At 37.6% G+C, this 23533-nt stretch carries 20 protein-coding genes and 3 pseudogenes; 7 read left to right on the top strand and 16 right to left on the bottom strand.

Annotated elements, in window-relative coordinates; genetic code table 11:
• From QZL64_RS14455 to QZL64_RS14435, 5 genes are all read left to right on the top strand, one after another.
• Positions 1-684 carry a TerC family protein gene (locus tag QZL64_RS14455; RefSeq protein WP_021842662.1) on the top strand — a complete coding sequence of 228 codons (684 nt, stop codon included), beginning with the start codon at positions 1-3 and terminating at the stop codon, positions 682-684.
• A gap of 481 nt (positions 685-1165) precedes the next feature.
• Positions 1166-1795, top strand: a complete 630-nt coding sequence (locus tag QZL64_RS14450) for an SDR family oxidoreductase (RefSeq protein WP_021842661.1) — start codon at positions 1166-1168, stop codon at positions 1793-1795.
• A 102-nt stretch (positions 1796-1897) separates the two neighbouring features.
• Positions 1898-2371, top strand: a complete 474-nt coding sequence (locus tag QZL64_RS14445) for an Rrf2 family transcriptional regulator (protein WP_021842660.1) — start codon at positions 1898-1900, stop codon at positions 2369-2371.
• A 298-nt stretch (positions 2372-2669) separates the two neighbouring features.
• On the top strand, positions 2670-4034 hold the full coding sequence (locus QZL64_RS14440) for an FAD-dependent oxidoreductase (RefSeq protein ID WP_021842659.1): 1365 nt from the start codon (positions 2670-2672) through the stop codon (positions 4032-4034).
• A gap of 266 nt (positions 4035-4300) precedes the next feature.
• A complete protein-coding gene (locus QZL64_RS14435; protein WP_021842658.1) occupies positions 4301-5605 on the top strand; it encodes a YjiH family protein in 1305 nt (434 codons plus the stop codon).
• 153 nt (positions 5606-5758) lie between these two features.
• On the opposite strand, the gene QZL64_RS14430 is transcribed toward QZL64_RS14435, so the two are convergent.
• Positions 5759-6697, bottom strand: coding sequence for an AraC family transcriptional regulator (locus tag QZL64_RS14430; protein ID WP_021842657.1), 939 nt, complete (start codon positions 6695-6697; stop codon positions 5759-5761).
• Positions 6698-6807: 110 nt separating this feature from the next.
• On the opposite strand from QZL64_RS14430, the gene QZL64_RS14425 reads away from it, so the two are divergent.
• The gene (locus tag QZL64_RS14425) at positions 6808-8031 is read left to right on the top strand and encodes a diaminopropionate ammonia-lyase (protein WP_021842656.1); all 1224 of its coding nucleotides are present in this window, start codon (positions 6808-6810) and stop codon (positions 8029-8031) included.
• A gap of 271 nt (positions 8032-8302) precedes the next feature.
• Here QZL64_RS14425 and QZL64_RS14420 read toward each other — a convergent pair.
• The 7 genes and pseudogenes from QZL64_RS14420 to xerA all read right to left on the bottom strand — a co-directional run.
• A pseudogene (locus tag QZL64_RS14420) lies at positions 8303-8917 on the bottom strand (aldehyde dehydrogenase family protein); the annotation flags it as partial.
• Between the two features lie 355 nt (positions 8918-9272).
• Positions 9273-9653, bottom strand: a complete 381-nt coding sequence (locus QZL64_RS14415; protein WP_021842653.1) for a hypothetical protein — start codon at positions 9651-9653, stop codon at positions 9273-9275.
• A gap of 53 nt (positions 9654-9706) precedes the next feature.
• Positions 9707-10783: a DUF3387 domain-containing protein gene (locus QZL64_RS14410; protein WP_296309753.1), complete on the bottom strand. Its 1077-nt coding sequence runs from the start codon at positions 10781-10783 to the stop codon at positions 9707-9709.
• Between the two features lie 78 nt (positions 10784-10861).
• Positions 10862-12022: pseudogene (locus QZL64_RS14405) on the bottom strand (type I restriction endonuclease subunit R); the annotation flags it as partial.
• Positions 11941-12804, bottom strand: coding sequence for a type I restriction endonuclease (locus QZL64_RS14400; protein ID WP_296309750.1), 864 nt, complete (start codon positions 12802-12804; stop codon positions 11941-11943). The pseudogene QZL64_RS14405 and the gene QZL64_RS14400, both read right to left, overlap by 82 nt.
• A 125-nt stretch (positions 12805-12929) precedes the next feature.
• Positions 12930-14123 (bottom strand): restriction endonuclease subunit S, encoded by a 1194-nt coding sequence (locus QZL64_RS14395; RefSeq protein WP_021842650.1) that lies wholly within the window; start codon positions 14121-14123, stop codon positions 12930-12932.
• A 16-nt stretch (positions 14124-14139) separates the two neighbouring features.
• Complete coding sequence (gene xerA / locus QZL64_RS14390; RefSeq protein ID WP_021842649.1) at positions 14140-15120, bottom strand: site-specific tyrosine recombinase/integron integrase; 981 nt, start codon at positions 15118-15120, stop codon at positions 14140-14142.
• A gap of 94 nt (positions 15121-15214) precedes the next feature.
• On the opposite strand from xerA, the pseudogene QZL64_RS14615 reads away from it, so the two are divergent.
• A pseudogene (locus QZL64_RS14615) lies at positions 15215-15829 on the top strand (restriction endonuclease subunit S); the annotation flags it as partial.
• Between the two features lie 70 nt (positions 15830-15899).
• Here QZL64_RS14615 and QZL64_RS14385 read toward each other — a convergent pair.
• The 8 genes from QZL64_RS14385 to QZL64_RS14350 all read right to left on the bottom strand — a co-directional run bounded on the left by QZL64_RS14385 (position 15900) and on the right by QZL64_RS14350 (position 22954).
• A complete protein-coding gene (locus QZL64_RS14385; protein WP_021842647.1) occupies positions 15900-16409 on the bottom strand; it encodes a restriction endonuclease subunit S in 510 nt (169 codons plus the stop codon).
• Complete coding sequence (locus QZL64_RS14380; RefSeq protein WP_021842646.1) at positions 16399-17901, bottom strand: class I SAM-dependent DNA methyltransferase; 1503 nt, start codon at positions 17899-17901, stop codon at positions 16399-16401. The genes QZL64_RS14385 and QZL64_RS14380 overlap by 11 nt, the downstream gene beginning before the upstream one ends.
• 24 nt (positions 17902-17925) lie before the next feature.
• Positions 17926-18846: a restriction endonuclease gene (locus tag QZL64_RS14375; protein WP_021842645.1), complete on the bottom strand. Its 921-nt coding sequence runs from the start codon at positions 18844-18846 to the stop codon at positions 17926-17928.
• Positions 18847-19079: 233 nt separating this feature from the next.
• On the bottom strand, positions 19080-19505 hold the full coding sequence (locus tag QZL64_RS14370; protein WP_021842644.1) for a hypothetical protein: 426 nt from the start codon (positions 19503-19505) through the stop codon (positions 19080-19082).
• Between the two features lie 176 nt (positions 19506-19681).
• On the bottom strand, positions 19682-20095 hold the full coding sequence (locus tag QZL64_RS14365; RefSeq protein ID WP_021842643.1) for a hypothetical protein: 414 nt from the start codon (positions 20093-20095) through the stop codon (positions 19682-19684).
• A 30-nt stretch (positions 20096-20125) separates the two neighbouring features.
• Positions 20126-20491 (bottom strand): hypothetical protein, encoded by a 366-nt coding sequence (locus QZL64_RS14360; RefSeq protein WP_021842642.1) that lies wholly within the window; start codon positions 20489-20491, stop codon positions 20126-20128.
• Positions 20492-20633: 142 nt separating this feature from the next.
• Positions 20634-20996, bottom strand: coding sequence for a hypothetical protein (locus tag QZL64_RS14355; protein ID WP_021842641.1), 363 nt, complete (start codon positions 20994-20996; stop codon positions 20634-20636).
• Positions 20997-21022: 26 nt separating this feature from the next.
• Positions 21023-22954 (bottom strand): type I restriction-modification system subunit M/S, encoded by a 1932-nt coding sequence (locus QZL64_RS14350; protein ID WP_021842640.1) that lies wholly within the window; start codon positions 22952-22954, stop codon positions 21023-21025.
• Positions 22955-23533 lie beyond the last annotated feature (579 nt).

Here is a 23533-nt window from a genome sequence, read left to right as displayed (position 1 = left end):
ATGGAATTTTTAGAGTTAGCTACATGGATTATGATTGGCAAAATTATCGTGGTCGATGTTTTGCTGGCCGGCGATAATGCCGTGGTTATTGGCATGGCCGTAAGTAAGTTGGAAGATAAGTATCGTGAAAAAGCCATCATGTGGGGCACCTTCGGGGCCATTGCGATGCGTCTTATTTTTGCCACCATCTTGGTAGAGGCGTTGGAATACATTCCGGGTCTCCATTTCGTAGGTGGTCTCGTGCTCTTGTGGATTGCATTCCATCTCCTTGTCGGCGATGATGAAGCTGAGAACATTGAAAGTAAGGACTCCCTGCGCGGTGCTATTATTACGATTATCGTAGCCGATGCGATGATGAGTATCGACAATGTTATCGGCGTTGTCGGTGCCGCCAAAGGCCATTTGGAACTCGTTATCGTAGGGATGTTAATTACCGTTCCGCTTTTGATTTATGGTTCCCGTTTGTTGGCGCGTATCATCAACAAATATCCGATTATCTTGTGGGCCGGCGGCAGCTTGCTCGCGTGGGTAGCCGCTGAAATGGTAACGGCTGAACCATTGTTACAGCCTTATATCACAGGGTATGAACGGTTGATTGAAATTGCCGGCGTTATCTTGGTTGTGGCTGCGGCACTTATTTGGAAACGTCGTCGTAAAGCAACGGCTCCGGATGAAGAAGCATAAAGACCTTAATTGCTGAAGAAGAGCAACGGTTTTTCTATTGAAAGGCGTAAAAAATAATAATTGCCCCTGAGGGGAAGAAGGATGAATTCGGTTATGCCGGGTTCATCTTTTTTTGTTCTCATAGGGTTGGTAATACCGCTGAAAACCGCGTAAAGATAGGCGTTTCCGGATTAGAGAAAATGATTTGGCGAAGACGATTCAACGACTTTACAAAAAATTTTCAAAAATTTAAAGTGTAATGCTTGACATTACAACTAAAAGGTTGTAACATGAACATGTAAGGAAAAATATTACAAGAAAGTCATTAAGAATTAAGTTTTAAAAGTTAGGCATTAAGTATTAAGAATTCAGTATTAAAGAGTTCAGTATTAAAGCATTCAGTATTACAGAGTTCAGCGTTACGTATTAAGCATTAAGGATTCAAAAGTTAAATTTTTAACAGTCATTTATTCCCGGTGCGGGAGAAAGTAGAGGTTCAATTATGAAAATTGCAGTTGTAAGTTCGAATGGTAAAGTAGGTCGTTTGGTAGTAGCAGAAGCATTTCGTCGTGGTTTTGACGTAACCGGTTTTGCCCGTAGCGAAAATAAATCGGACGCTACTAAATTTGTTCAAAAAGATATTATGGATATCACGAAAGAAGATTTGGCCGGTTTTGATGCAGTAGTTGATGCATTTGGTACATTTGCGCCGGATACCTTGGATCTTCACACTAAATCGTTGATGCATTTGTCCGATGCCGTAGCCAATACGGATACTCGTTTATTGGTTGTAGGTGGTGCCGGCAGCTTGTTCGTAGATAAAGAACATACGACACAGCTTCTCGATACACCGGAATTTCCAAAAGAATTCTATGCCCTCGCTAAAGCTCAGGCTGATGAATTGGCAGAACTTCGCAAACGCAATGATGTAAAATGGACCTTCGTAAGCCCTGCTGCGATTTTTGATCCGGAAGGTGCTCGTACCGGTGAATACATTTTGGCCGGTGAAGAATTCACTGTTAACGACCGTGGTGAAAGTGTGGTAAGTTATGCCGACTACGCCCTTGCTATGGTGGATGAAATCGAAAAAGGTAACCACATTCAGCAGCGTATCAGCGTGGTGGGTAAATAATTATACATCTTTATTTTGGGCGTCGTTATAGTAAAAACGGTGGATTCGTGATATAATCTGTAATGTAATAGTGTATATTACAATTTATTAGGAGGCATGCCCATGCAAATATCCAGTCGTTTTACTATAGCGGTTCATATTTTTACTTGTATCGCTATTGCAGAAAAGAAATATAAAGTAACCAGCAAGTTTTTGGCCGGTAGTATCAACGTAAATCCGGTTATTATTCGTAACATCGTGCTCATGTTGAAGGCTCATGGTCTGATTGATTCTCGTCAGGGCACGTCCGGCATCAAGATTGCCAAATGTCCGTCGGACATCACCTTGTTAGATATTTTCAACGCCGTGGAATCCCTCGATAACGGTCAGCTGTTCAGTTTTCATGAAAACCCGGCTCAGGATTGTCCGGTCGGCAGTCACATTCATTGTGTGCTGGATGGCCGTTTGGAGCAGATTCAGAGTGCCCTTGAAAAAGAGTTGCAAAGTATTACGTTAGCATCGATTATTGAAGATGCGGAAACGCAAATTGCTAAAGATGAAGCAGCGGCCAATGCCGATTGTTCGGAGCTGGTATAAAAACTATGCTCGGAGCTGGTATAAAAACTAAATAATTGAGCAGAGAACCCCGTGTCTCGGTTATGTAAGAGCTTATCCTTCAGGAAAGTTACGTATCATGACCGAACGGGGGTCTTTTATATTGACTATGATATTTTTCAAAAGTTTATTGACTGAATAATCGTAAATTTTTTGAAAAATATCGATGTTATATTGCGGCCTTTTGGAGGCAGTGTGATATAATTAAATATATGAGACAGATATTCAAGATTATTTATTTTTCAAAAATATTGATAGCGAACTAATAAGGAGGTAAAAGATGAAATCGTATGACGTAATTGTGATTGGTTTCGGTAAAGCCGGCAAAACTTTGGCCGGTAAATTAGCAAAATCCGGCAAAAAAGTAGCGTTAATTGAAAAAGACGCTTTTATGTATGGCGGTACTTGTATTAATGTAGGTTGTATTCCTTCAAAACGTTTGATTACAGATGCGGCGTTGTCCCCTGATGCATCTTTTGAAGAAAAAGCGGCTTATTTTAAAAAATCTATTGAAGGTAAACGTCAATTGACCGCTGCGTTAAATCAGGCCAACTATAATAAAGTAGCTCAAGCAGGTGCTGAAATTATTGATGGCGTAGCATCCTTTGTTGATGCTAAGACTATCAACGTTAAAACTGCTGATGGCGATTTGACGTTGACCGCGGAACAGTTCTTGATTAACACCGGTTCCACGCCGGTAATTCCTAATATTGAAGGCGTACGTGATCCAGCGACCGGTGAACTTCAGGCAGGCAATAAACTTTACACATCCCAGACGCTCATGGATTTGGATGAACTTCCTGAACGCCTTACTATCGTAGGCGGCGGCTATATCGGTTTGGAATTCGCGTCCATGTTTGCCGAATTCGGCAGCAAAGTTACGATTATTCAAGATTCGGATGTATTTTTACCGCGTGAAGACGAAGACATTGTCGAAGTAATTCGCGAAGTTATCAGCGCTAAAGGCGTTGAAGTGATTACCGGTGCGGCTATTAGCGCTATTAAAGACGGCGTAGTAACTTACACAGCTGACGGCGCTACTAAAGAATTAGCCGGCGATGCTGTTTTGATTGCTACCGGTCGTCGTCCAAACACCGACGAGCTTCAAGCTGAAAAAGCGGGTATCAAAATGACGAACCGTGGCGCTGTTGAAACAGATGAACACTTACGCACCAGCGTGCCTAACATCTGGGCTGCCGGCGACGTTGTTGGTAAATTGCAGTTCACCTACATTTCCTTAGATGATTACCGCATCGTTTTGGATGACATGATGGGCAACCGTCAACGTACCACTGAAAACCGTGGTGCTTTCGCATACTCCGTATTCATTGAACCTCCGTTCTCTCGCGTTGGTTTGAATGAAAAAGAAGCTAAAGCTCAAGGCCTCGAATATCGTGTTCTTAAAATGCCGGCTAACGCCATTCCAAAAGCTAAAGTACTTCGCGAAACTGAAGGCGTGTTAAAAGCTTTGGTAGCTCCAAACGGCAAAATCTTGGGTGCACAACTCTTCTGTGCCGAATCCCATGAAATGATTAATATGATTAAACTCGCTATGGATCATGACTTGGGCTATGAAGTACTCCGCGACTTCATCTATAACCACCCAACCATGTCTGAAAGCTTGAACGATTTGTTTGCGTTATAAGATGCTCTTTATGAATAGTATCGAATTATAAACATAATGTAATAAAACAGCAAAACTCCTTAATATATCAATGTATTATCGATATATTAAGGAGTTTTTTGTAATTTATACATGTTAGAAGAAAATTTGACAATTTTAAGACCTTACAGGAATAAAATAACTACAATATATCAAGTGTGTAGTTAAGCAAGGTATAAATACGGAGGAAAGGAGACAGGAAGGTTGATGGATTCATGATTTAACAATCAAGTGGAGAGGTGAGAGGTATGAATAAGTACTCCATCGAGAGTAAGTTACAGTTCATTATTTACAGTATTTTAGGCATTATTATATTCTTTGTACCGGTTACAATTGGCGGAAAATCGACGATTCCGCTGGATCACATTGTTACGTATATTTTAAAAATCCCGTACTTCCAGCCGGTATATGGTGCTTTGTTTGTTATTCTAGGGGCGGTCTTGCCGTTTATCAACAAGACGTGGAATAAGAATACGACAACAACTGTGTTCTCTTTGCTGAATATATTGGGGATTCCATTTATTATCATGGCTCTCATGAATGTGGGACCGGAATTTTTAATGAATAAGAGTACGATTCCGTTTATTTATTCTAAAATCGTAGTGCCGGTTATTACGATCGTGCCGATTGGGGCTGTATTCTTGGCTTTGCTTATTAACTATGGTCTCATGGAATTCGTCGGAGTTTTCATGCGTCCTGTTATGAGACCACTGTGGCAAACGCCGGGGCGCTCCGCTATTGATGCGGTAGCATCCTTTGTAGGCAGTTACTCGGTAGCCCTTTTAATTACGAACCGTGTTTTCAAAGAAGGTCGTTATACTATTAAAGAAGCCGTTGTTATTGCCACCGGTTTCTCCACGGTATCAGCTACCTTTATGATTATTGTGGCCAAAACTCTTAATTTATTGGATGTATGGAACTTATATTTCTGGGCCACCGTTGTTGTTACCTTCCTTGTTACGGCTGTGACGGCGCGTATTTATCCAATCAGTAAAAAGCTGGATACTTATTACAACGATGTACAGGGGGAAGTGGAACGCGTTGTTGTGCATGATAAATTCAAAGTCGCTTTTGAAGAAGCCATGGAAGCCAGTTCCAAAGCGGACGGTATTGTGACCGGTACCTTTCATCATCTCCGTGACGGCCTCGTGTTGGCCTTAAAAATTGCACCGTCCCTCATGTCGATTGGTGTACTGGGTATTGTTATCGCCAATAATACGCCGGTGTTTAACATTTTGGCCTATACATTGTATCCGTTTACCTGGATTACGGGCTTTGAAGAACCGTTTTTAGTAGCTAAAGCGTTATCCCTCGGTATTGCGGAAATGTTCCTGCCCGCCGTTTTGGTTACGAAATTGAGCTTTGAAGTTCGTATGTTGGTTGCTATTACCTGCGTTTCCGAGGTATTGTTCTTCTCCGCATCCATTCCATGTATGATGGCTACGGAAATCCCGATTAAACTCAAAGATTATTTCATTATTTGGTTTGAACGTGTGGTCTTATCTATTTTGATTTCTGTACCAGTTATTTATGCGATTAAGTGGTTAATGTAGTGTTCCGTAATTATTTCTGATGATACGTAAATAATGCAGTAGTGTTGCATTTGGAGCGGTCAGACGGCTATAAGCGTCCTGTGAATTCAAATTGTGAATTATCGAAATAGATTAACAAACAAAATTAATAAATATTCCCTGATAAATTATATATCAGAAATCATAAGATAATATTCCTGTTGGTTGCCTAATAGATAACTCCTTGAACTTTTTGGGAGTTATCTTTTTTTGTTCCTTAAAACATTTAGTATAGTAACTTTGGTCACTGAAACCTACTGAGGTTGCAATTTCGGCGATAGATAAATTGGTATCTCTGATTAAGTCGATACTTTTGTTTATCCGATAGAGTATTAAGTAATTGAACAACGATTCTCCGGTGACTTTTTTAAAAAAGCGACTACATTCGCTTTTGCTGATGGAAACAGATTTTGCAATTTCCTCCAGCGTTATTTTTTCTTGAAAGTGATTTTGTATAAAGGAAAGAATTTGTTTTAACCGATCATTTTCATAGTAGCTTTGCGGGACTTCATCGCTGTCTTGTGAATTAGATTTTAGCAATAAATATGTTTCTTTAAAAATTTCCAATATATCAATTTCTACATCAACTTCAAATAGTTCCGGTGTTTCTTTTATTAATTGCTGAATGTTAATTATTTTATTTAGGATATTTTTTGAGTTGGACTCATTACCGGATAATTTTAAGGCTGCTGGAATAGGTGACTTAAGAATCGGGTTTATATATCGAGAATAAATTCGTCCGTGATTATCGTGGGCGATAAAAGATGGTGGAATATCTAAACAGATGTAAGACGCGGTTGAAACACTTTTATTTTGTTTAATGAGATGTATCTGCTGATAGTTAATAAAAAAACCGTCTCCTTTTTTTATTGAATATGTCTGTCGGGGAAGTTTTATATCAATGATACCTTCTGTTACATAACAATATTGAAATGCTTGATGCCAATGCCAATTAATGAACTCATAGGTATGGGGCGAAAATGTAGTTGTAAAAATTGAAATATTAAAACCGGGGAAAATAGGTTTTATTAATTCTTGTTTTGAATGATCAAAGGTAATTTTTTTCTCTTTCATTCTTACGACCTCAATATTTTTATAAAATTAAGATTTTTAGTGATATAACCATAAATTAATAAATGGTATAGTGAGTATAACAATAAATCATTGAAAAGGGAAGTGATGAGATGCGTATTTTTAGCAATGATGTTATGGAAGTGCTGATTAATAAGGGTTTAAGAGAATTTAGAAGTGATGGTTGTTTTGACTATAATGAAGCTTTAGCGGCTAAAAAATCACATGAGTCATTAGAGGCTTATCAAAAAACACCTTTGGTTCACCTTGATGGATTAGCAAAAAAATTACAAATTTCCAATATCATGGTTAAAGATGAATCGAAACGATTCAGTCTTAATGCATTTAAAGGTTTAGGTGGCAGTTATGCTATGTTTCGTATTATCTGTGAAGTTCTAGGTTTAGATTATCAAACAGCACAACTTAAAGATTTATTACAAGATAAATTTAAAGCGACCTTACAAGCGATTGAGTTTGTTACGGCAACTGATGGGAATCATGGTAAAGGTGTTTCATGGGCAGCCGGAATTTTTGGTTGTAAAGCACATGTCTATATGCCAGCCGGTTCTCAGGAAGTTCGGGCCGAGGCCATTAGAAATGCGGGCCCTGCCGATGTTGAGATTACAAAGTTTAATTATGATGATACTGTTAGATTTGCAAAGAGCCAAAGTGAAGCAAACGGTTGGTATCTTATTCAAGATACTGCTTGGGACGGTTATGAAAAAATCCCAACTTGGATTATACAAGGTTATTTAACTATGATTCTTGAAACGGTTGAAGAGTTGGGAACTAAAAAAATTAAACCAACCCATGTTTTTTTACAAGCCGGGGTCGGGGCTATGGCTGGCGGTGTAGTAGGCTTTTTAAGTGATTATTATAAAACAGATAAACCGATAATTGTAATCGTCGAACCGCAAGTAGCTGACTGTATTTATAGATCTAAGCTGATTGATGATGGCGCGATGCATTCTATTGAAGGCTCGCCTTTTACGATTATGGCCGGCTTGAACTGCGGTACACCGTGCAAAGTAACCTGGGGTGAACTAAGTAATCTGCCTGACTTTTACGTATCTTGTGCTGATAGTGTAGCAGCTTGTGGAATGAGAACATACCATAAACCGCTTTCCGGTGATGCTCAAATTATTTCAGGCGAATCAGGAGCAGTAACAATGGGGGTTGTAAAAACTATTTTAGCGGATGAACGTTACAAGTCATTGAAGGAAAGTATGCAATTAAATTCGGATTCTAAAATTTTACTCATAAATACTGAAGGTGATACGGATCCAGAGAATTATGAGGCTATTATTTCCGGAAAATTATTCAAAGAAAACTGTTAGATCTTCTTATAATAGGTTGGTTAATAGATAGAGGGATAGGTATGAATACGATGAAACGGGAGTTGACTTTTTCGTATGCCGCATTTGTAATGGGCGTATGTTTTGCTTTCATTATGATTCCGGCTGCTGTGTTTGGAGTTAAAATTCATGTTATGTTTGTACTATCGTGGCTAATTGCGATTCCACTTTGTATGAGATTGGGCTATACCTATAAAGAGTTACAAAGTGGGATGTTGGACTTTATTCCTAAATGCATTATGCCGGTTCTTTTAATATTAACTACCCCCGGTGGTAGGATTTCTTGGAAAATATTGGCAAATTCCAAGAGACTAAGGGATGTATGATTGGATGGTTTGATAACAATCGTACAGCCTGCAGCCAAAGCCGGCGCAATTTTCCAAGCAGCCATGAGGAACGGGAAGTTCCAAGGAATAACCTGGCCTACCACGCCGATTGGTTCATTTAAAATAAGGGCTAAGGTGTTTTCATCCAGCATATTGGCCGAGCCTTCTTCGGCACGAATAGCACCGGCAAAATAACGGAAATGATCAACTGCGAACGGCACATCCACAGCGCGCGTTTCACGAATCGGTTTCCCATTATCGTAGGACTCAACCATGGCAAAATGCTCTGCCTGTGCTTCTAATTTATCTGCAATTTTTAATAAATATTCTGAACGTTCCTGAGGACTTGTTTTTTTCCAAGTTTCAAAAGCAACACTTGCTGCGGTTACTGCTGCGTCAACGTCTTCTTTAGTCGCTTCCGCCGCTATAGCCAACAATTCACCGTTGGCCGGACTATGTACTTCATAGGTGCCACCATCACTGGCCGGTACCCATTTATTATTAATAAATAAACCGTATTCCTTCTTTAAGTTCAATGACATAATCCTACCTCCTTATAATTATCGAGTTATTAACGAATAATGCTTATCAGAAAACATCTAATGTTTTCTATATACTTATATTACGTCAATAATATGCAGATTTCAAGTCATAATTCCTAGGTATTTTGTATACATTATGATTGATTTAATTGAATTTCAGGTAAAAATAGAGCCGGCTTGTTTGTAGCCGGCTCTATTTGCATCAGAGACAATATTTACTTATTTATCATTTTGGAGCGCATCTTTCAAATGCTAACAATCTGATGACTTAATGCTCTAACGACCTGATGACTTGATGATTTAACGACCTAACAACCTAACAACCTGACAATCAGCTGCCCTGACAACTAGATAGCTAGGAGTAGCGGCTCTTTCCTCGTTGGCAAAAAGTCGCCAAATCGAGTGTTTCAATGTCAATTTCCGGAAAAAAGAAATAGATATAGAACTGTGTATCTTTGATGATTCGCTCCTGACTCTCAAGAGCATTTAGCTCACGAGCCTCTTCGGACATGTTAAAGCCGATTTCTAAAAGTTCTGCTTCAACCGACTGAACCAATCTCGTTTGAGTTTGAATCGCATCTTCTATGATTAAGTGATAGACATAGGCAAATCGATTCATCGCATTGGCAAATTTTTCTTTCAGTTCGCCATCAAGATTGAGTTGCTTGATGCGGAGAATATAGTCTGAGAACGTGTAGCAGGAGTCGATGAATTTGGATAGGTCACGTGGGTGCATGGGGGGCTCCTTGTATTAAACTAATTTTCTCTTTATGTTACAAATATTATGCCCTAGTGTTTCGGGAATTGATTTGTTCTATCCGCAACTGCTTGTAACCCATCATTATTCATTGGATATGCTAAAACATTACTCTGTTGTGATATTTCTGATTTATCAGTCCAGAGTTCACATTGGCTGATTACCGTACTAATGGCAAAATCATAGTCCTCTGGAGGATATTTGTATTTCTTTAACAATCGCTTAACCATTTTTCTCATAGAAGCCCTTGCTGTTTCTTTCTTTTGCCAATCAATTGTTCTATTCTTACGCAGCTGCTCAGTAAGCTCTTTAGTCAAAGCTACTAATTCGTCATTTTCATAAAAATCTTTAATATTTTCCGGTTTAGTTAACGCATCATAGAAAGCAAGTTCTTCCTGTGAAAGGCCCAATTTCTCACCATTTTTATAAAGATTCTTAATTTCCTCGGCTGTTTTCAAAAGTTCTTTTATAACTTCTTCATTAGTAATTAAGCCATTATAATAAGAATTCATTAATTTAGTGATTTTTTCAGAGAATTTTTCAGACTGTACAACGTTAGTTGACTTATAAACACTAACTTGATCCAACATCAACTTTTTCAACATTTCAACAGCTATATTTTTCTCCTTCATTTTTGAAATCTCATCCAAAACTTTCGGATCAAACAGGCTAAAAATCTCACCTTTAGCCTTGCTACTATCAAACAAACTAATAACTCCATTACATTGAATGGCTGCCTTTAACAATTCATTGATTTGTGCATTAATTTCATTAAGTGACAATGTTCTTCCGCCATCCCCACCATGCTTAATTTTAATTACAGTCGAACGAATGGCTTCCATATATGCAGCCTCTGCGCGTTCCCTTTCAAGAGTCATACTGGAGCAAAGCGAATGTGCTTGTTTCAGTAACAAAGCTTCTTTCAAAAATAAATCTACTCTCTCAGGTTCATGTGGATCTAGGACAAAATTTACACCACCAGATATAAGTCTGGCTTTCACAAGTGGTGAGCCATTAATAAAATCACTAAAGTCAAATCCATGCAATAAGTCTTTACATACTTGCAACTTCTCTTGGAATTTTGGATATGCTTCTTTAGCAATATCCATATCGCCATATTTAGACTGATCACGCTTAGTATATTCTTTCATGGCCGCTTTTAATGCCGATGCAATACCAACGTAATCTACAATCAAACCGCCTTCTTTATCCTTAAAAACACGGTTTACACGAGCGATCGCCTGCATTAAATTATATCCATACATTGCTTTATAGATATACATAGTGGCCAATGAAGGAACATCAAACCCAGTCAACCACATATCTACTACGATAGCAATCTTCATTGAATCATTATTATCTTTAAACCTAGTGGCCAATTTTTCTTTGTGAGCCTTAGTACCAATAACTTCTTTCCAATCTTCCGGGTCATTATTTCCGCCGGTCATTACTACGCCGACTTTTTCTTTCCACTCCGGACGAAGCTCCAATATGCGTCTATAAATCTTCATCGCAATTGGTCTGGAATAAGCAACAATCATCGCCTTACCGGTTAATAAATTAGCTCTGTATTTTTCATAATGCTCTATAATATCGCTACACAATGAATCGATAGTAGAATCAGCACCTAATACGCTCTCCATCTGGCCTAACATTTTTTTACTTTTTTCAATGGTCTCTTTATCTGACTGTTCTTCCAACACATCATATGTAGAGTCAATTAACGCCAATGTATTAGTATCTAATTTTAAATGGACTACACGGCTTTCATAATATACCGGTCTCGTAGCACCATCTTCTACAGCTTGAGTCATATCATACACATCAATATAATCGCCAAACACTTCTCGTGTATTACGGTCTTTAGCTGCTATCGGCGTTCCGGTAAATCCAATGAAAGTAGCATTTGGCAAAGCATCATGAATAATACGAGCATTACCAATAGACGTATGCGCTTCAAGTTCACCCGCTTCATTTTTTGACATTATAATACGTTCTTCAAAACCATATTGCCCACGATGAGCTTCATCCGCCATAACTACAATATTGCGACGCTCTGACAAGGGTTTCTCACCACGTTCAAACTTAAACATTGTTGTAAAAATTATGCCATTTACACTGCGATTTTCCAAAAGTCGAGTTAAATCTGCTTTACTTTCAGCCTGTTCCGGCTCCTGACGTAAAAACTGTGCACATTGCGAAAATTGAGTAAAAAGTTGATCATCCAAATCGATACGATCTGTCATAACAACTATAGTCGGGCTCTCTAGAACTTCTTGTAACAAATGAGCATAGAAGACCATGGATAAGGATTTACCCGAACCTTGAGTATGCCAAAATACACCGCCCTTACCATCAGTTTGTGTTGCAACCTTAGCTTTCTCAATCGCTTTTTTACGGCAAAATATTGGTGATATCCAGCTAGCACTTTAAATCGATTTGTAGGTGTTCCCGAAAAAAGGATAAAATTCTTTATAATATCCAACAATCGCTCTTTTTGAAACATACCTTCATAAAAAGTATCAAACGAGGCATACGCCGTTTCTTCATAATTACCATCTTTAGTTTTCCATTCCATGAAACGATCCATTCCGGATGTAATTGTACCGGCTTTATTCGTCGATAAATCACTAATTACGCAAATGGCATTATAGTAAAACAACGGTGGAATATCCTGCATATAATTTCTAATCTGATTAAATGCATTTTCTGCAGTAACTTCATCTTTAACAGGAGTTTTCAGCTCCATAACAACTAGCGGTAACCCGTTTATGAATAATATCACATCCGGACGCCGTTCTGCATTTTCAATGAGAGTAAACTGATTTACAACATAAAAAGTGTTATTGTTTACATTTTTATAGTCAATTAAACGTACAATTTGAGAATCCTCTACCCCATTCGCAAAAAACTTTACAGTGATGCCATTCTGCAAGTAATCCATAAATCTAATATTTTTTTCCAATAAACTGCCCGTTTCTAAATCATGTAGTTTAAGGAGCGCCTCATCAATTGCCTCTTTAGGTAGTTCGCGGTTAATACGTGCCAAGCTATCTTTTAATACATCTTCTAACAAAGGGCTTGTATAATCGCGTTCTACATCCGGCGCATAGAGATGAGAATAGCCCATTTCTTCAAACAATTCTATAATCGCCTGTTCGTATGTATCTTCATTAAATAAGTTTGGCATAATTAACCTCCTTTAGATTTTTTTGGTTAATGAGGTGGTGGAGAGATAAACAATAATTTAGTGGCTTAAGGTGTAAGTTCTCCTGTCATTAATTTTGGTAAAATGAAATTTTTTTGTTCTGCTAAAAGATAATTTTCTTTTTCATTTTTCTTCATATATTTAATAATAGGATGTACTAATTCCATGTATTTCTGAAGTTCTGCTTGAGGTAGCATAGGTATTAATAGTGATTTAATTGTTGTTAAACTCAAATTAGCCTGAACTGCTTGTTGCACATGCCTTTTATAATAGTCATTATGCCAATTGCCTAAAAAGGAACTATATAAATATTCAGGTAAAATCTTATCTTTATTTACTCTAATAATCGCAACAGCTTGATTTGTATTGGCAGGGAGAATACTATCATCTACTAGTGCAAACCGCCCTAATGTACCTGCAATTGTAAATAAAATATCCCCTGAATGAAGTATCGAACGTTTTAGGATAAAGTTAGTGGTTTTATTAATATATGAAAACTTTTCTCTATTAAACGAATGATTTTCAAGAATAGATTCAACTTTTATAAAATTTATTCCACTATTAGTAAAATTTTTTCCTAAAGTAGTAGGTGTTGTTCCTTTTGTAATTAATTTACATAATTCGGATAAAGGCGTTAATTTAAAAGAATGAAAATTCGGATTATTAATTACAAGATGATTGAATATAATTTTTGCTTGTTGCTCTAAATTATTGTTTATTCTTCTATTAATATCAATCTTCAATTCAATTGGTTTTATCATTGATACAATTTTTTTTTGTACTTCGACGTTTGGCAAAGTAATTTTAAACTTTTTTAACGCCTCAATAGTCAATGCTTTTTGTGTAGAACCTATACATTTAGAGTCAATCTGATTTTGTGCTTCATCTGATGTAAGCCAAAAATATAAATAATCAGGTATAATCTTTTCATTAGACCTCAGCCAAGTAAGGTTCCCATCTTTAAAATAAAAATTATCTTCGTTAACTAACCATGGAACACCTAATGTTCCTACAGAGGATAAAAGTATATCGCCTTTTTTTGGCACATCGTATTTACTTTTAATCTCTTCATATCGTTCTAGTGATATAAATAGTTCTGTTGATACAGTACTACCATTATGCTTTTCAATAATTTCTTTACCTCTATAGAATGGGATTCCCTCAGTTTTATATTCTTTTGCAAAAATTCTTTTACTTGATGAAATTGTACAAACATCACCTAAACTCATGACTTGCCACACTTTATTATCTTCCTTCCTAACCTATATATTTTCTGTGTGCTATTTTTACATTGCTTTGTCTAACCATAGCATATTGCAATGTTGTATCTATTTTTCGATGACCTAATAGCTGTTGTAATTGCTCAATAGGCATGCCTTTATCTATCGCCATCGTTGCTAGCGTCCTCCGAAACTTATGCGGATGTACTCTTTGCAACCCCAAATTCTTACCCAATTTTCTAAGTCGAGTTTCTATTCCATTAATACTTAACCTGTTGCAAGGTTCCTTTAAAGATACAAATAATGCCGGATTAATATCTGAACGACTTTCTAAATAGTTTTGCAGATGAATTTTAGTTCGAGCATCAAAATAAACTATTCTTTCCTTATTTCCCTTACCAAAAACAATACATTCTCTTTCATTAAAATCTATATCATTTCGATTTAGAAGAACCATCTCACCAACACGCATACCTGTTGATGCTAACATATCAATCATTGCTAAATCTCTTAATTCAGTGCAGCTATCACGTAAAAACTCCAACATCTCATCAGAATATATTTCTTTAACACTTACACCTGTTTTTACTTTGTGAATTCTACGCACTGGACTTTTTAGGATATAATCCTCATCTTCAAGCCAAGAAAAGAAGCTAGATAAAATCCGACGAATATTATCAATTGTCACCTTGCTAGATTTATTTTCTTCTTGATACTTTGTTAAATATTTTCGTATATCATCCGTTACAATTTGCTTAACAGATTTCCCAAGTGTTCCTAATAGTTTTTGTATTGTTGATTCGTAATATTTAAGTGATTTTTCAGAACATCCTTCAATTCGTTTTGCCGATAAAAATAATGCTAAATAATCCCTTTCTTCGGCACAACAGTCTTTATGTTTAACAAGATCATATTGAAACAAAACATGCTGCAATACTTCCTGCAAAGCTTCACATTGAGCATTATTCATATGGGGCAACATCATTTGGATAATATCATTAATAAAAATAGTCTTCATAGTTATCCTCTCATAAAAGAGAATAACTAAGGAGTGGAAAATTCTCACAAAATATTCCCCACTCTCGGAAATATAAATATATTCTTAAAATAAGATAAACAATAATTTAGAGCAACAAGCATTAACTCTATTTAAAGCATTTTTTATAGATTATCAACCTTATAAAGGAACGGTTCCACTATCATGGCAAAGAGTTTCGCTAGATGAAGTTTGTACAAAAATCACCGATGGCGCCCACTATAGCCCAATTGATACTCCAAATGCTCCTTATCCTATGTATTCAGTTAAAGATATGGAAACCTATGGTTTCACTAACAATGATTGCAAACATATTACTAAATCGGAGTTTGCCAAAATGAAGAAAAATGACTGCGTCCCCTTGCCTAATGATATTCTTGTAGCTAAAGATGGGAGTTACTTGAAAGAAGTTTTTATCTGTTCAGAATATAAAGAATGTGCGATATTATCTTCCATTGCAATATTTAGACCTAATAATAATATCATTGTGCCTGAAATTTTACTTTATCTTTTAAAGCAGCCCTCAATAAAAAAAGATGTGGGGGACAACTATGTATCCGGTTCAGCATTACCAAGAATTGTATTAAAAGATTTTAAAAAATACACTTTTATTCTTCCACCAATGGTAGAGCAAATAAAAATAAGTACTATTCTTCATGAGATTACAAGGAAAATTCAAGTAAATACAGATGAAATAAAAGTGCTTTCATCCTTGCGAGATTATTTACTCCCTAAACTGATATCTGGTGAGATTAGTGTATCTAAAATGCTTGTTGCTCTAAATTATTGTTTATCTGATTATTTAATTCAATTTTATCATCGATTGAAGATAAAATTCGCCCAATTCTTACCTGTTTCTCTACATTCTCAGGAATATCAACCTCTAAATCATTTATATCATTTCTGTTTACTGAACCAAAAACAGTGCCACTTTCTTTACTAATAAGATCAGATACATAATATTTCATCATATAATATAAAAACTCTTGATTACCATTTTTCATTCGTAAAGAACAGACTCCGCGGCCTAAACACATATCTCTGGGCGTAATATTCAATGCTCCTACTGGTGCTCGAACGCTCATTATAACATCACCAGATTTAGCTAATTTTGTCATAACCGTTGTATAAGTATCAAAAGTAGGATATTTTAATCCAAAAGTCCTGTTGCCCTGTAAAAAAGGATATCCTTCACCTACTTGATTATAATAAATAGACTTAGGCGATTGCCCCATAGTAATATCTACTATTTCTCCTAACTTACATTTCATACCCGATAGCCTCCAAGTTCTTTCGAATTTCAGCCTCTAGTTCATGACTTTTTTCAAACATTTCTGCAAGCTCAGATGTAAGTCTTGCCATTTTTTCTTCAAATGGCTCCCCATCATCTTCTTGCGCTTCAATACCTACATAACGACCTGGTGTAAGGATATAGTCTTGTTTAGCAATTTCTTCTGTATCTACTACAGCACAATAGCCTTTTTCATTTTCTAATGTACCATCAACGAAAGAGACATAGGTATCACCTATCTGCTTAATATCTTCTTCTGTGAGTTCACGGAGTTTACGTGTCACCATAGACCCCATTTTTCTGGCATCAATAAAGAGTGTTTTGCCTTTTTGTTTCTTTTGTTTATTCAAAAACCATAAAGAAACAGGTATCTGTGTCGTATAGAAGAGTTGTGTCGGCATAGCCACAATGCACTCAACTAAATCATCATTAATGATATTTTTACGGATTTCACCTTCACCACCCGACTGTGATGATAAAGCGCCATTTGCAAGAACCATCCCTATTTTACCTGCCGGAGCTAAATGATAAATCATGTGCTGTAACCAAGCAAAGTTGGCATTGCCTGCCGGTGGCATTCCGTATTTCCAACGAACATCTTCTTTTAACTGTTCAGCTCCCCATGGTGACAAGTTAAATGGAGGATTTGCCATAATATAGTCAGCGCGAAGTGTTGGATGCAAATCGTTCAAAAAAGTATCCGCTGAATACCCGCCCAAATTAGGTTCAATTCCACGAATAGCTAAATTCATTTGCGCCATTTTCCATGTAGTAGGGTTTGAATCTTGGCCATAAATAGAAATATTACTAATATTTCCGCTATGATTTTCTACAAATTGAGCAGATTGAACAAACATACCTCCTGAGCCACAGCAAGGATCATATACTCGCCCTTTATACGGTTGTAAAATCTCAACTAAGGTTCTTACAATGCACGAAGGTGTGAAAAACTCACCGCCTCGTTTACCTTCTTGTTCCGCAAACATTGATAAGCAATATTCATACGTACGTCCAAGTATATCCTTTTCACTGCCATGCTCAATCATCTTAATATTAGAAAATAGATCAACAACATTGCCAAGTCTGCCTTTATCTAATTCTGGGCGAGCAAAGTTTTTAGGTAAAATGTCTTTAAGTCGTTTATTTTCTTTCTCAATAGCACGCATTGCATTGTCAATAACTACACCAATTTCAGGGGTATGAGATTTAGAAGCTATATCACTCCAGCGCGCACCACTAGGGACAAAGAAAATACCTTCTGAAGTGTATTCGTCAATATCTTCCTCAAATCCATCGCCTTCTGCCACTAACGCCTTATGTTTATCTTCAAATCTATCTGAAATATATTTTAAAAAGATTAAGCCTAATACTACTCCCTTATATTCTGAGGCATCCATATTACCTCGTAGTACACAGGCTGCATCCCATATTTGTTTTTCAAATCCAACATTAACTGTATTTTTGTCCGCCACAATTTTTCTCCTTTACAAGCCTAATTAATCCTCAGTAAAGAAGTCTGTATCAAGCTTCTTCACGGTGTAAAGATTTTCAACAGAAACTCCAAGATTATATTCTATCATCAATTCCATAAGTCGTTTGCCATCAATGAGAACTATTTTTTGTAGCAATTGTTTCGCCACATATTCTCTAGCTTCTGATGAAACCTTAGCCGTTGTAATAAATATTCCTTTAGCCACACCTTGGCCGGCTAATGCCCCTAAAAACTTCTGAATTTCCGGGCGTCCTACTACCGAATCCGGTTTCCATTGTTTTGCTTGCGTATAAATTACATCAAATCCTAATCGATCCGCAGCAACCATACCATCTACACCTTCATCACCAGATAACTTTGTAACAGAATTTAAAGATAACTCAGCTGATCCATACCCCATTTTAATTAACAACTTAACAACAAGTTTCTCAAATTCATATGGTGTCATTTTCATTACTTCAATCAATAATGCATCCGCTAATGATGAATTTAGTTGATTCATTGCATATTCAATTAGCTCCTCCGGACTTTTATCATCAGATTTAGGAGCAAGAGGGGTATTTCCGCTACTTTGTATTCCTGGCTCAACGTGCACAAAATCGCGAAAAGCTTCAAATTGTTTTAAATAGTCCAATATAATATTATCTACACCATCTTTTAAAGCAGCTTTACCTAATTTAGTTAACAAATAAGAACCTCTTTGAGGTCTATCAATCAGTCCTGCTTTCTTTAAATAAGTACAAGCCCAGCTTATGCGTGTATTAACAACTAGTTGACCACTTTCTAACTGTTCAAGGCAATCATCTTTTGTCAATTTAAATGCAGAAATACAATACTCTCGAATTTCTTTTGAAGTATGCAACGTAGCATCACTTAAACATTCAATAACTGTAGGAAAAAACTCAAAATACTTAGGTATAGCCATAAACTCACCTCAACAGATACCTTTTACCTAATCATCTTACTAAGTTATCGTCACTTTTAATCTTATATTTAATTATACCTTAATCAAGGAGTTTTGGCTTGATAAAAATAAACTTATATAGCATTAATGCGGTTTGAATTCACATATCCGCTCAAACCGCATTTTCAAATCAGCATATATTGTTTCATCTTAAATCAATCAACAGAACTAACGCATTTTCACGTTTCCCGGTTTTAACGCCCCTTCGGCGTAATCCCCATTTCACTCAAATTATCAATGGTAAACGGATATTTCCTTGCCAGATCCCCCATATCTTTTTTGCTAAAAGCCCCGTACTTCATCCCATAGGCCTTCACCACATAGGCATTGCCGTAGATGTTCGTGCCGATTAGCATGCTGGCGTTGCCATTATAATAGTTGTCATCAAGCGGGCAAAAGAAGGGATTTATCAATTCAGCTTCCATCCTCTTGATGGAGTTTTTAGCATCAACCACAAATACATAGCCCGCCAGACGATAGGCCCCAAATATATCGACTTTGTGAAAACTTTCGTGCTTGCAAATATCCAGTATCTTGCCCCAACCATGGTTATCGGTCTCAATGGTAATAAATTCAGAATGGCCGTCATACCCGATTTTTAACACTTTATCCCGTTTCATAGCAGCAGTCCTCTATCCCCTAAATAGCAACGATCTCCTATAGCCTAATAAGTTTTGTAAAAAAACGCATTACCTTATAATATTCGACTACATGTAATGCGTTTCCTCTTTTATGAGCTAATTTTTCGGGTATTTTACCTGCTTTTTCTTACTAATTTCATATGGCTCGCTTGGTGCTATTTTGGCTCCTCATCGTCCCCTTTAATCGGAAATGGATATACTTTTTTCAACTCCCTAATATCCTCATCATAGAGGGCACGGTAAGTGCCATTATCAAATTTCACGACATAGGCATTTCCGAATATATTTCGTTCCGCAAGCTTTGAGGCATTTTCATTGAAAAGTTCGGCATCATCGGCTTTAGTAAATCCCTTCCGGGGGTCTTTATTAAACGGATTAATCGTGTTGTGACCATTTACAACGATATAAAAATTCTTGCCTAAATTTTTAACTTTAATTTTCCGTATACTACAGAAGTGTCTATGTCGTGCGGCACCGGCTATTCCGTCTTGACCATAGGGCCCCGCCTCTACTTCTACAAATCGAGATACACCATCACGCCCAATCTCCAGTTCTTTATATTTTTTCATAAAAACACGCTCCTTACTCCCACACGACAACTAATTATCCGATTCGGCCATTTTATTCAACGTCTCCGGCTCATTCCCGCTATCAACCTCAGCCACAGCAGTTTTTTCACAGGACAAACTCGCTACATACTCCACTAAAAGTTGTGCCAACCAATTGCCCCTACCAAGGCTTTTACCATTCACAACCTTCGTAGAATTATTAACCAAGCTATAACGGGCCAACACCTTGCCTTTTTCATCACGCAAGGTCATGCTCCCGCGCATTTCCCCGCGAATGGATGCCACCACGCGCCCGTCTTTTTTATACGGCAACATAACTTTATGCATCTTCATGTACTCCTCTTCGTCTTCATAATGAAGGCCTCGACTGCCTTCGATAAAATCTTTGCGAAACATAGTATCCCCCTTAACTCAGCATAGGCCTCTTCATCTATACATCTTTCTATATGCCACTTCATCTATACATCTTTCTATATGCCTCTTCATGTATGCATCTTCGTATATGCCTCTTCGCGTATATATCCGCCGGCAGGCCTGATTAACCAAGCACCTTTTGGATATATTCCATATCCTCGTCTTCCAGAAATTCTCTATAGCTGTCGGTGCGAATGATATACACATTGCCTTGCACCGGTTTGCCAAGCAGCTTTGAGGCCTTTTCGTTATAGGCCGTTTTGCCGATAGGCATCCACATGCCATAGTTTCGTTCACCAATGGTTACGTCTTCAAATACCATGCCTTCCGCCCGTTCTCTAAATTCCAAATACCCCGGCGCAACGCCACCGATGCTGTAAAAAACATTAACCGATATGACGTTATAGCTGCCATCCGCATTGATACGTAAAATTTCGGCGGTGCCGTCTTCGATTGGGTCGTAAAAAATGCTTTTTTTCGTAAACATACACATCCTCCTCACTATACAAAATCCTATTTATTCTCTTGTTCTGCTTTAGCCATCGCGTTCTCAATGAGTGCCTTTTTGCCTTCTGAAATCGTATCTAATTGCCTTTGAATGTTTTCTTCTTCAGCTGCCATTTTCAAAAATTCCTTAGCAAGCATCTCTTGTTCGTCACGAGGCACGATTGGAATTTGAACCTCCCCTAAATCGGTGATACTGATTGTCTTCGTGCGCGATGAAGGATTCATGTTTTCACTAATTCGAGTCAATTGTTCTTTTGCCAAATCCGAAGTCAGATACATAAACAAATAGATGGAATTTATTTCATTTTCATCAACGGTCAGCTTATAGGTATTGCCGCTGCAATATACATTGCGCCCCTTCAAATCATCGATAAAGCCGAATTTAAACGGTGCCGATTTACTCATAATAATTGTGTTTGTCTTCAGCGGTTTCCGATTTCCCGTTACTGTGACTGTCGTAAGCGAAGGCATTTTCAAAACATCAATCGTGCGGTTATTTAGATGTTTCGGCGTAATGTATTTTGCCAAATCACCGGTATCCGCCGTATCCGACTCATCGACTTTTTCATCGGCGCCACGTCGAATCTTGCACACATCGCCGAGGAAATAGGATGGACCCTTAAACAGCTCCTCCGTATCAGTCGTTGCCGTAGCGTTTCTATTGGTGTATCGATCCGGCGCCAAATCACATTGCGGCCCTTCATCCCGGCCTAAATTCCATACGTTAACAATTTCTTCGTCATCAAAACGATGGTGCCGTCTATGAGACATAGGGGCCTTCAAGAGGTCTTCAACAGCTACATCCCTCACTATATCTTCAATGACAGTTTCGTCATCAGTCATAGTTCCCGTGTATTTTTCACCATAGCGATAAAGATCGGCAATCTGTTTTATATTCTCGTCCGATAAATAGTACACCGGCTCTCTCTTAGTCCTGATTTCACCGGCATTAATCATGCGTACGTAGCGATTATCTTTTTTTGAAAAAATCCAGAGGATAGCGGCTTTCTTATTTCCCGGAATCAGGCGATTCGATAATAAGATAACGCTCTCCACCAAACCTTCTTCAAGCAGTTTACGACGAATCGCCCTATAAAGTTTATCTGAAGCGGCCTCAGTCGATGTAAGGGCCATGAGTTTACCGCCGGGTTGCAGTGAATCCAACGCTTTAAGAACATAGGGCCATTCTCCGTTATGCATAGCTCTGTCTGAACTGCTATAAAACAACTCAGCCAGTGAGCTTTGTAAATAATAGCCACGATATTGAATCTCCGTTAGCGGGTTTTTACGCGGTGGGCAAATAACGGCGGCGGCCCCTTCACTATTGGCCTGTTTTTCAATAAAAAGGTTTCCCAGTTGAAGGTCTGCTGCTTCACCCACCATGCACATCCGAATTTTAGTAACTACATAGTTACTTTCTTTCACTTCAATCCCCGATACCTGTGGTTTTGAAGAATTTTTCAAGAGTGACTGAATCAGAAATTGACCTTGTGCAAACCCCCAGTCGTATACAGACTCTTGACCTCTTAACAATTCAACAAACAAGCGATTAATACTTCTTCCCACATTGTATTCAGACTTCGACCGAATAATTGGCTCGGCGAGAAGGATATAGGCAAATAGCTCTTCCGTTTTACAAGGCTCTAAAGGTGGTAATACGTTCGGATAGTATTGTCTCAAATCAATATAATCCTTTTTAATTGAAGGCAGCTTAACCTCTTTTGCAATGTAGTCCTCTGCCTCGCTTTCAGTAAGTCTATGACGTTTCATAGTGAACATTAACGTAGCAAACAAAATGCTGTCCTTGAACGGGATAAGTGGTAAATCATCGTCAGAATCATAATAGTAATATTCGAAAACACTCGCCACTTTGCCGACAAACTTTTCAAGAACATCCTCACTGAATTCTTTTAACATACCAATTGAATAACCTAACATAACTAACTCCTCCTTACGTGAATACAAATTCGTCCGTTTTTATCTAGTAAGCTAACTAGATGAATTTATGGGTTTACTAGATAGTTTTTACTAGATATTTTCTACTAGATGGTTTTTGCTGACTAGATACTTTTTAGATTTACTAGATAACTTTTGGGCTTACTAGATAATCTATTGACTAACACTTTTATTCTTTTTGGTTTTGTATAACCATTTTAAAGAATGCTAAAAAAATTTAAAACGTTCTTACTAGATGATTTTAAAACCTCCTTTACAGGATGAAGCAACACTCTTACTAGATAAACTAACACTCTTGCCGGATGAGCTAACACTTTTACCGGATACATTGTTTCAGGCCTACCGGTTATTGACTCATCCGTATATTACGCTTAAGCCTCTAAGGAGCTTTCTCCTATTTATGAGCTTCAACCCCTCTCTGCACTTTCATTGTACAACCAAAATTACACGAAGTCAAATGGTTTTAAACAACCATTTTTCACTTGGTTGTTGTTTGGGTTATTGTTTTGGTTATTGTTTTGGTTATTGTTTTGGTTGCTATTTTAATTCTAATCTACTAAT

The organism is Veillonella sp. CAG:933, assembly GCF_000431435.1.
Classification (GTDB): Bacteria; Bacillota; Negativicutes; order Veillonellales; family Veillonellaceae; genus Veillonella_A.
The sequence above is the reverse complement of the archived record's forward strand: the minus strand, read 5'-3'. Positions and strand labels throughout refer to the sequence as shown.

Coding starts and splice junctions, on each gene's coding strand:
- QZL64_RS14415 (WP_021842653.1), bottom strand. CDS start 9,653: ATGCACCCACGTGACCTATCCAAATTCATCGACTCCTGCTACACGTTC.
- QZL64_RS14350 (WP_021842640.1), bottom strand. CDS start 22,954: ATGTTAGGTTATTCAATTGGTATGTTAAAAGAATTCAGTGAGGATGTT.
- QZL64_RS14410 (WP_296309753.1), bottom strand. CDS start 10,783: ATGGATATTGCTAAAGAAGCATATCCAAAATTCCAAGAGAAGTTGCAA.
- QZL64_RS14365 (WP_021842643.1), bottom strand. CDS start 20,095: ATGAAAAAATATAAAGAACTGGAGATTGGGCGTGATGGTGTATCTCGA.
- QZL64_RS14370 (WP_021842644.1), bottom strand. CDS start 19,505: ATGAAACGGGATAAAGTGTTAAAAATCGGGTATGACGGCCATTCTGAA.
- QZL64_RS14445 (WP_021842660.1), top strand. CDS start 1,898: ATGCAAATATCCAGTCGTTTTACTATAGCGGTTCATATTTTTACTTGT.
- QZL64_RS14450 (WP_021842661.1), top strand. CDS start 1,166: ATGAAAATTGCAGTTGTAAGTTCGAATGGTAAAGTAGGTCGTTTGGTA.
- QZL64_RS14375 (WP_021842645.1), bottom strand. CDS start 18,846: ATGGCTATACCTAAGTATTTTGAGTTTTTTCCTACAGTTATTGAATGT.
- QZL64_RS14355 (WP_021842641.1), bottom strand. CDS start 20,996: ATGTTTACGAAAAAAAGCATTTTTTACGACCCAATCGAAGACGGCACC.
- QZL64_RS14435 (WP_021842658.1), top strand. CDS start 4,301: ATGAATAAGTACTCCATCGAGAGTAAGTTACAGTTCATTATTTACAGT.
- QZL64_RS14400 (WP_296309750.1), bottom strand. CDS start 12,804: ATGGGCTATTCTCATCTCTATGCGCCGGATGTAGAACGCGATTATACA.
- QZL64_RS14430 (WP_021842657.1), bottom strand. CDS start 6,697: ATGAAAGAGAAAAAAATTACCTTTGATCATTCAAAACAAGAATTAATA.
- QZL64_RS14385 (WP_021842647.1), bottom strand. CDS start 16,409: ATGAAATGTAAGTTAGGAGAAATAGTAGATATTACTATGGGGCAATCG.
- xerA (WP_021842649.1), bottom strand. CDS start 15,120: ATGAAGACTATTTTTATTAATGATATTATCCAAATGATGTTGCCCCAT.
- QZL64_RS14440 (WP_021842659.1), top strand. CDS start 2,670: ATGAAATCGTATGACGTAATTGTGATTGGTTTCGGTAAAGCCGGCAAA.
- QZL64_RS14455 (WP_021842662.1), top strand. CDS start 1: ATGGAATTTTTAGAGTTAGCTACATGGATTATGATTGGCAAAATTATC.
- QZL64_RS14425 (WP_021842656.1), top strand. CDS start 6,808: ATGCGTATTTTTAGCAATGATGTTATGGAAGTGCTGATTAATAAGGGT.
- QZL64_RS14360 (WP_021842642.1), bottom strand. CDS start 20,491: ATGTTTCGCAAAGATTTTATCGAAGGCAGTCGAGGCCTTCATTATGAA.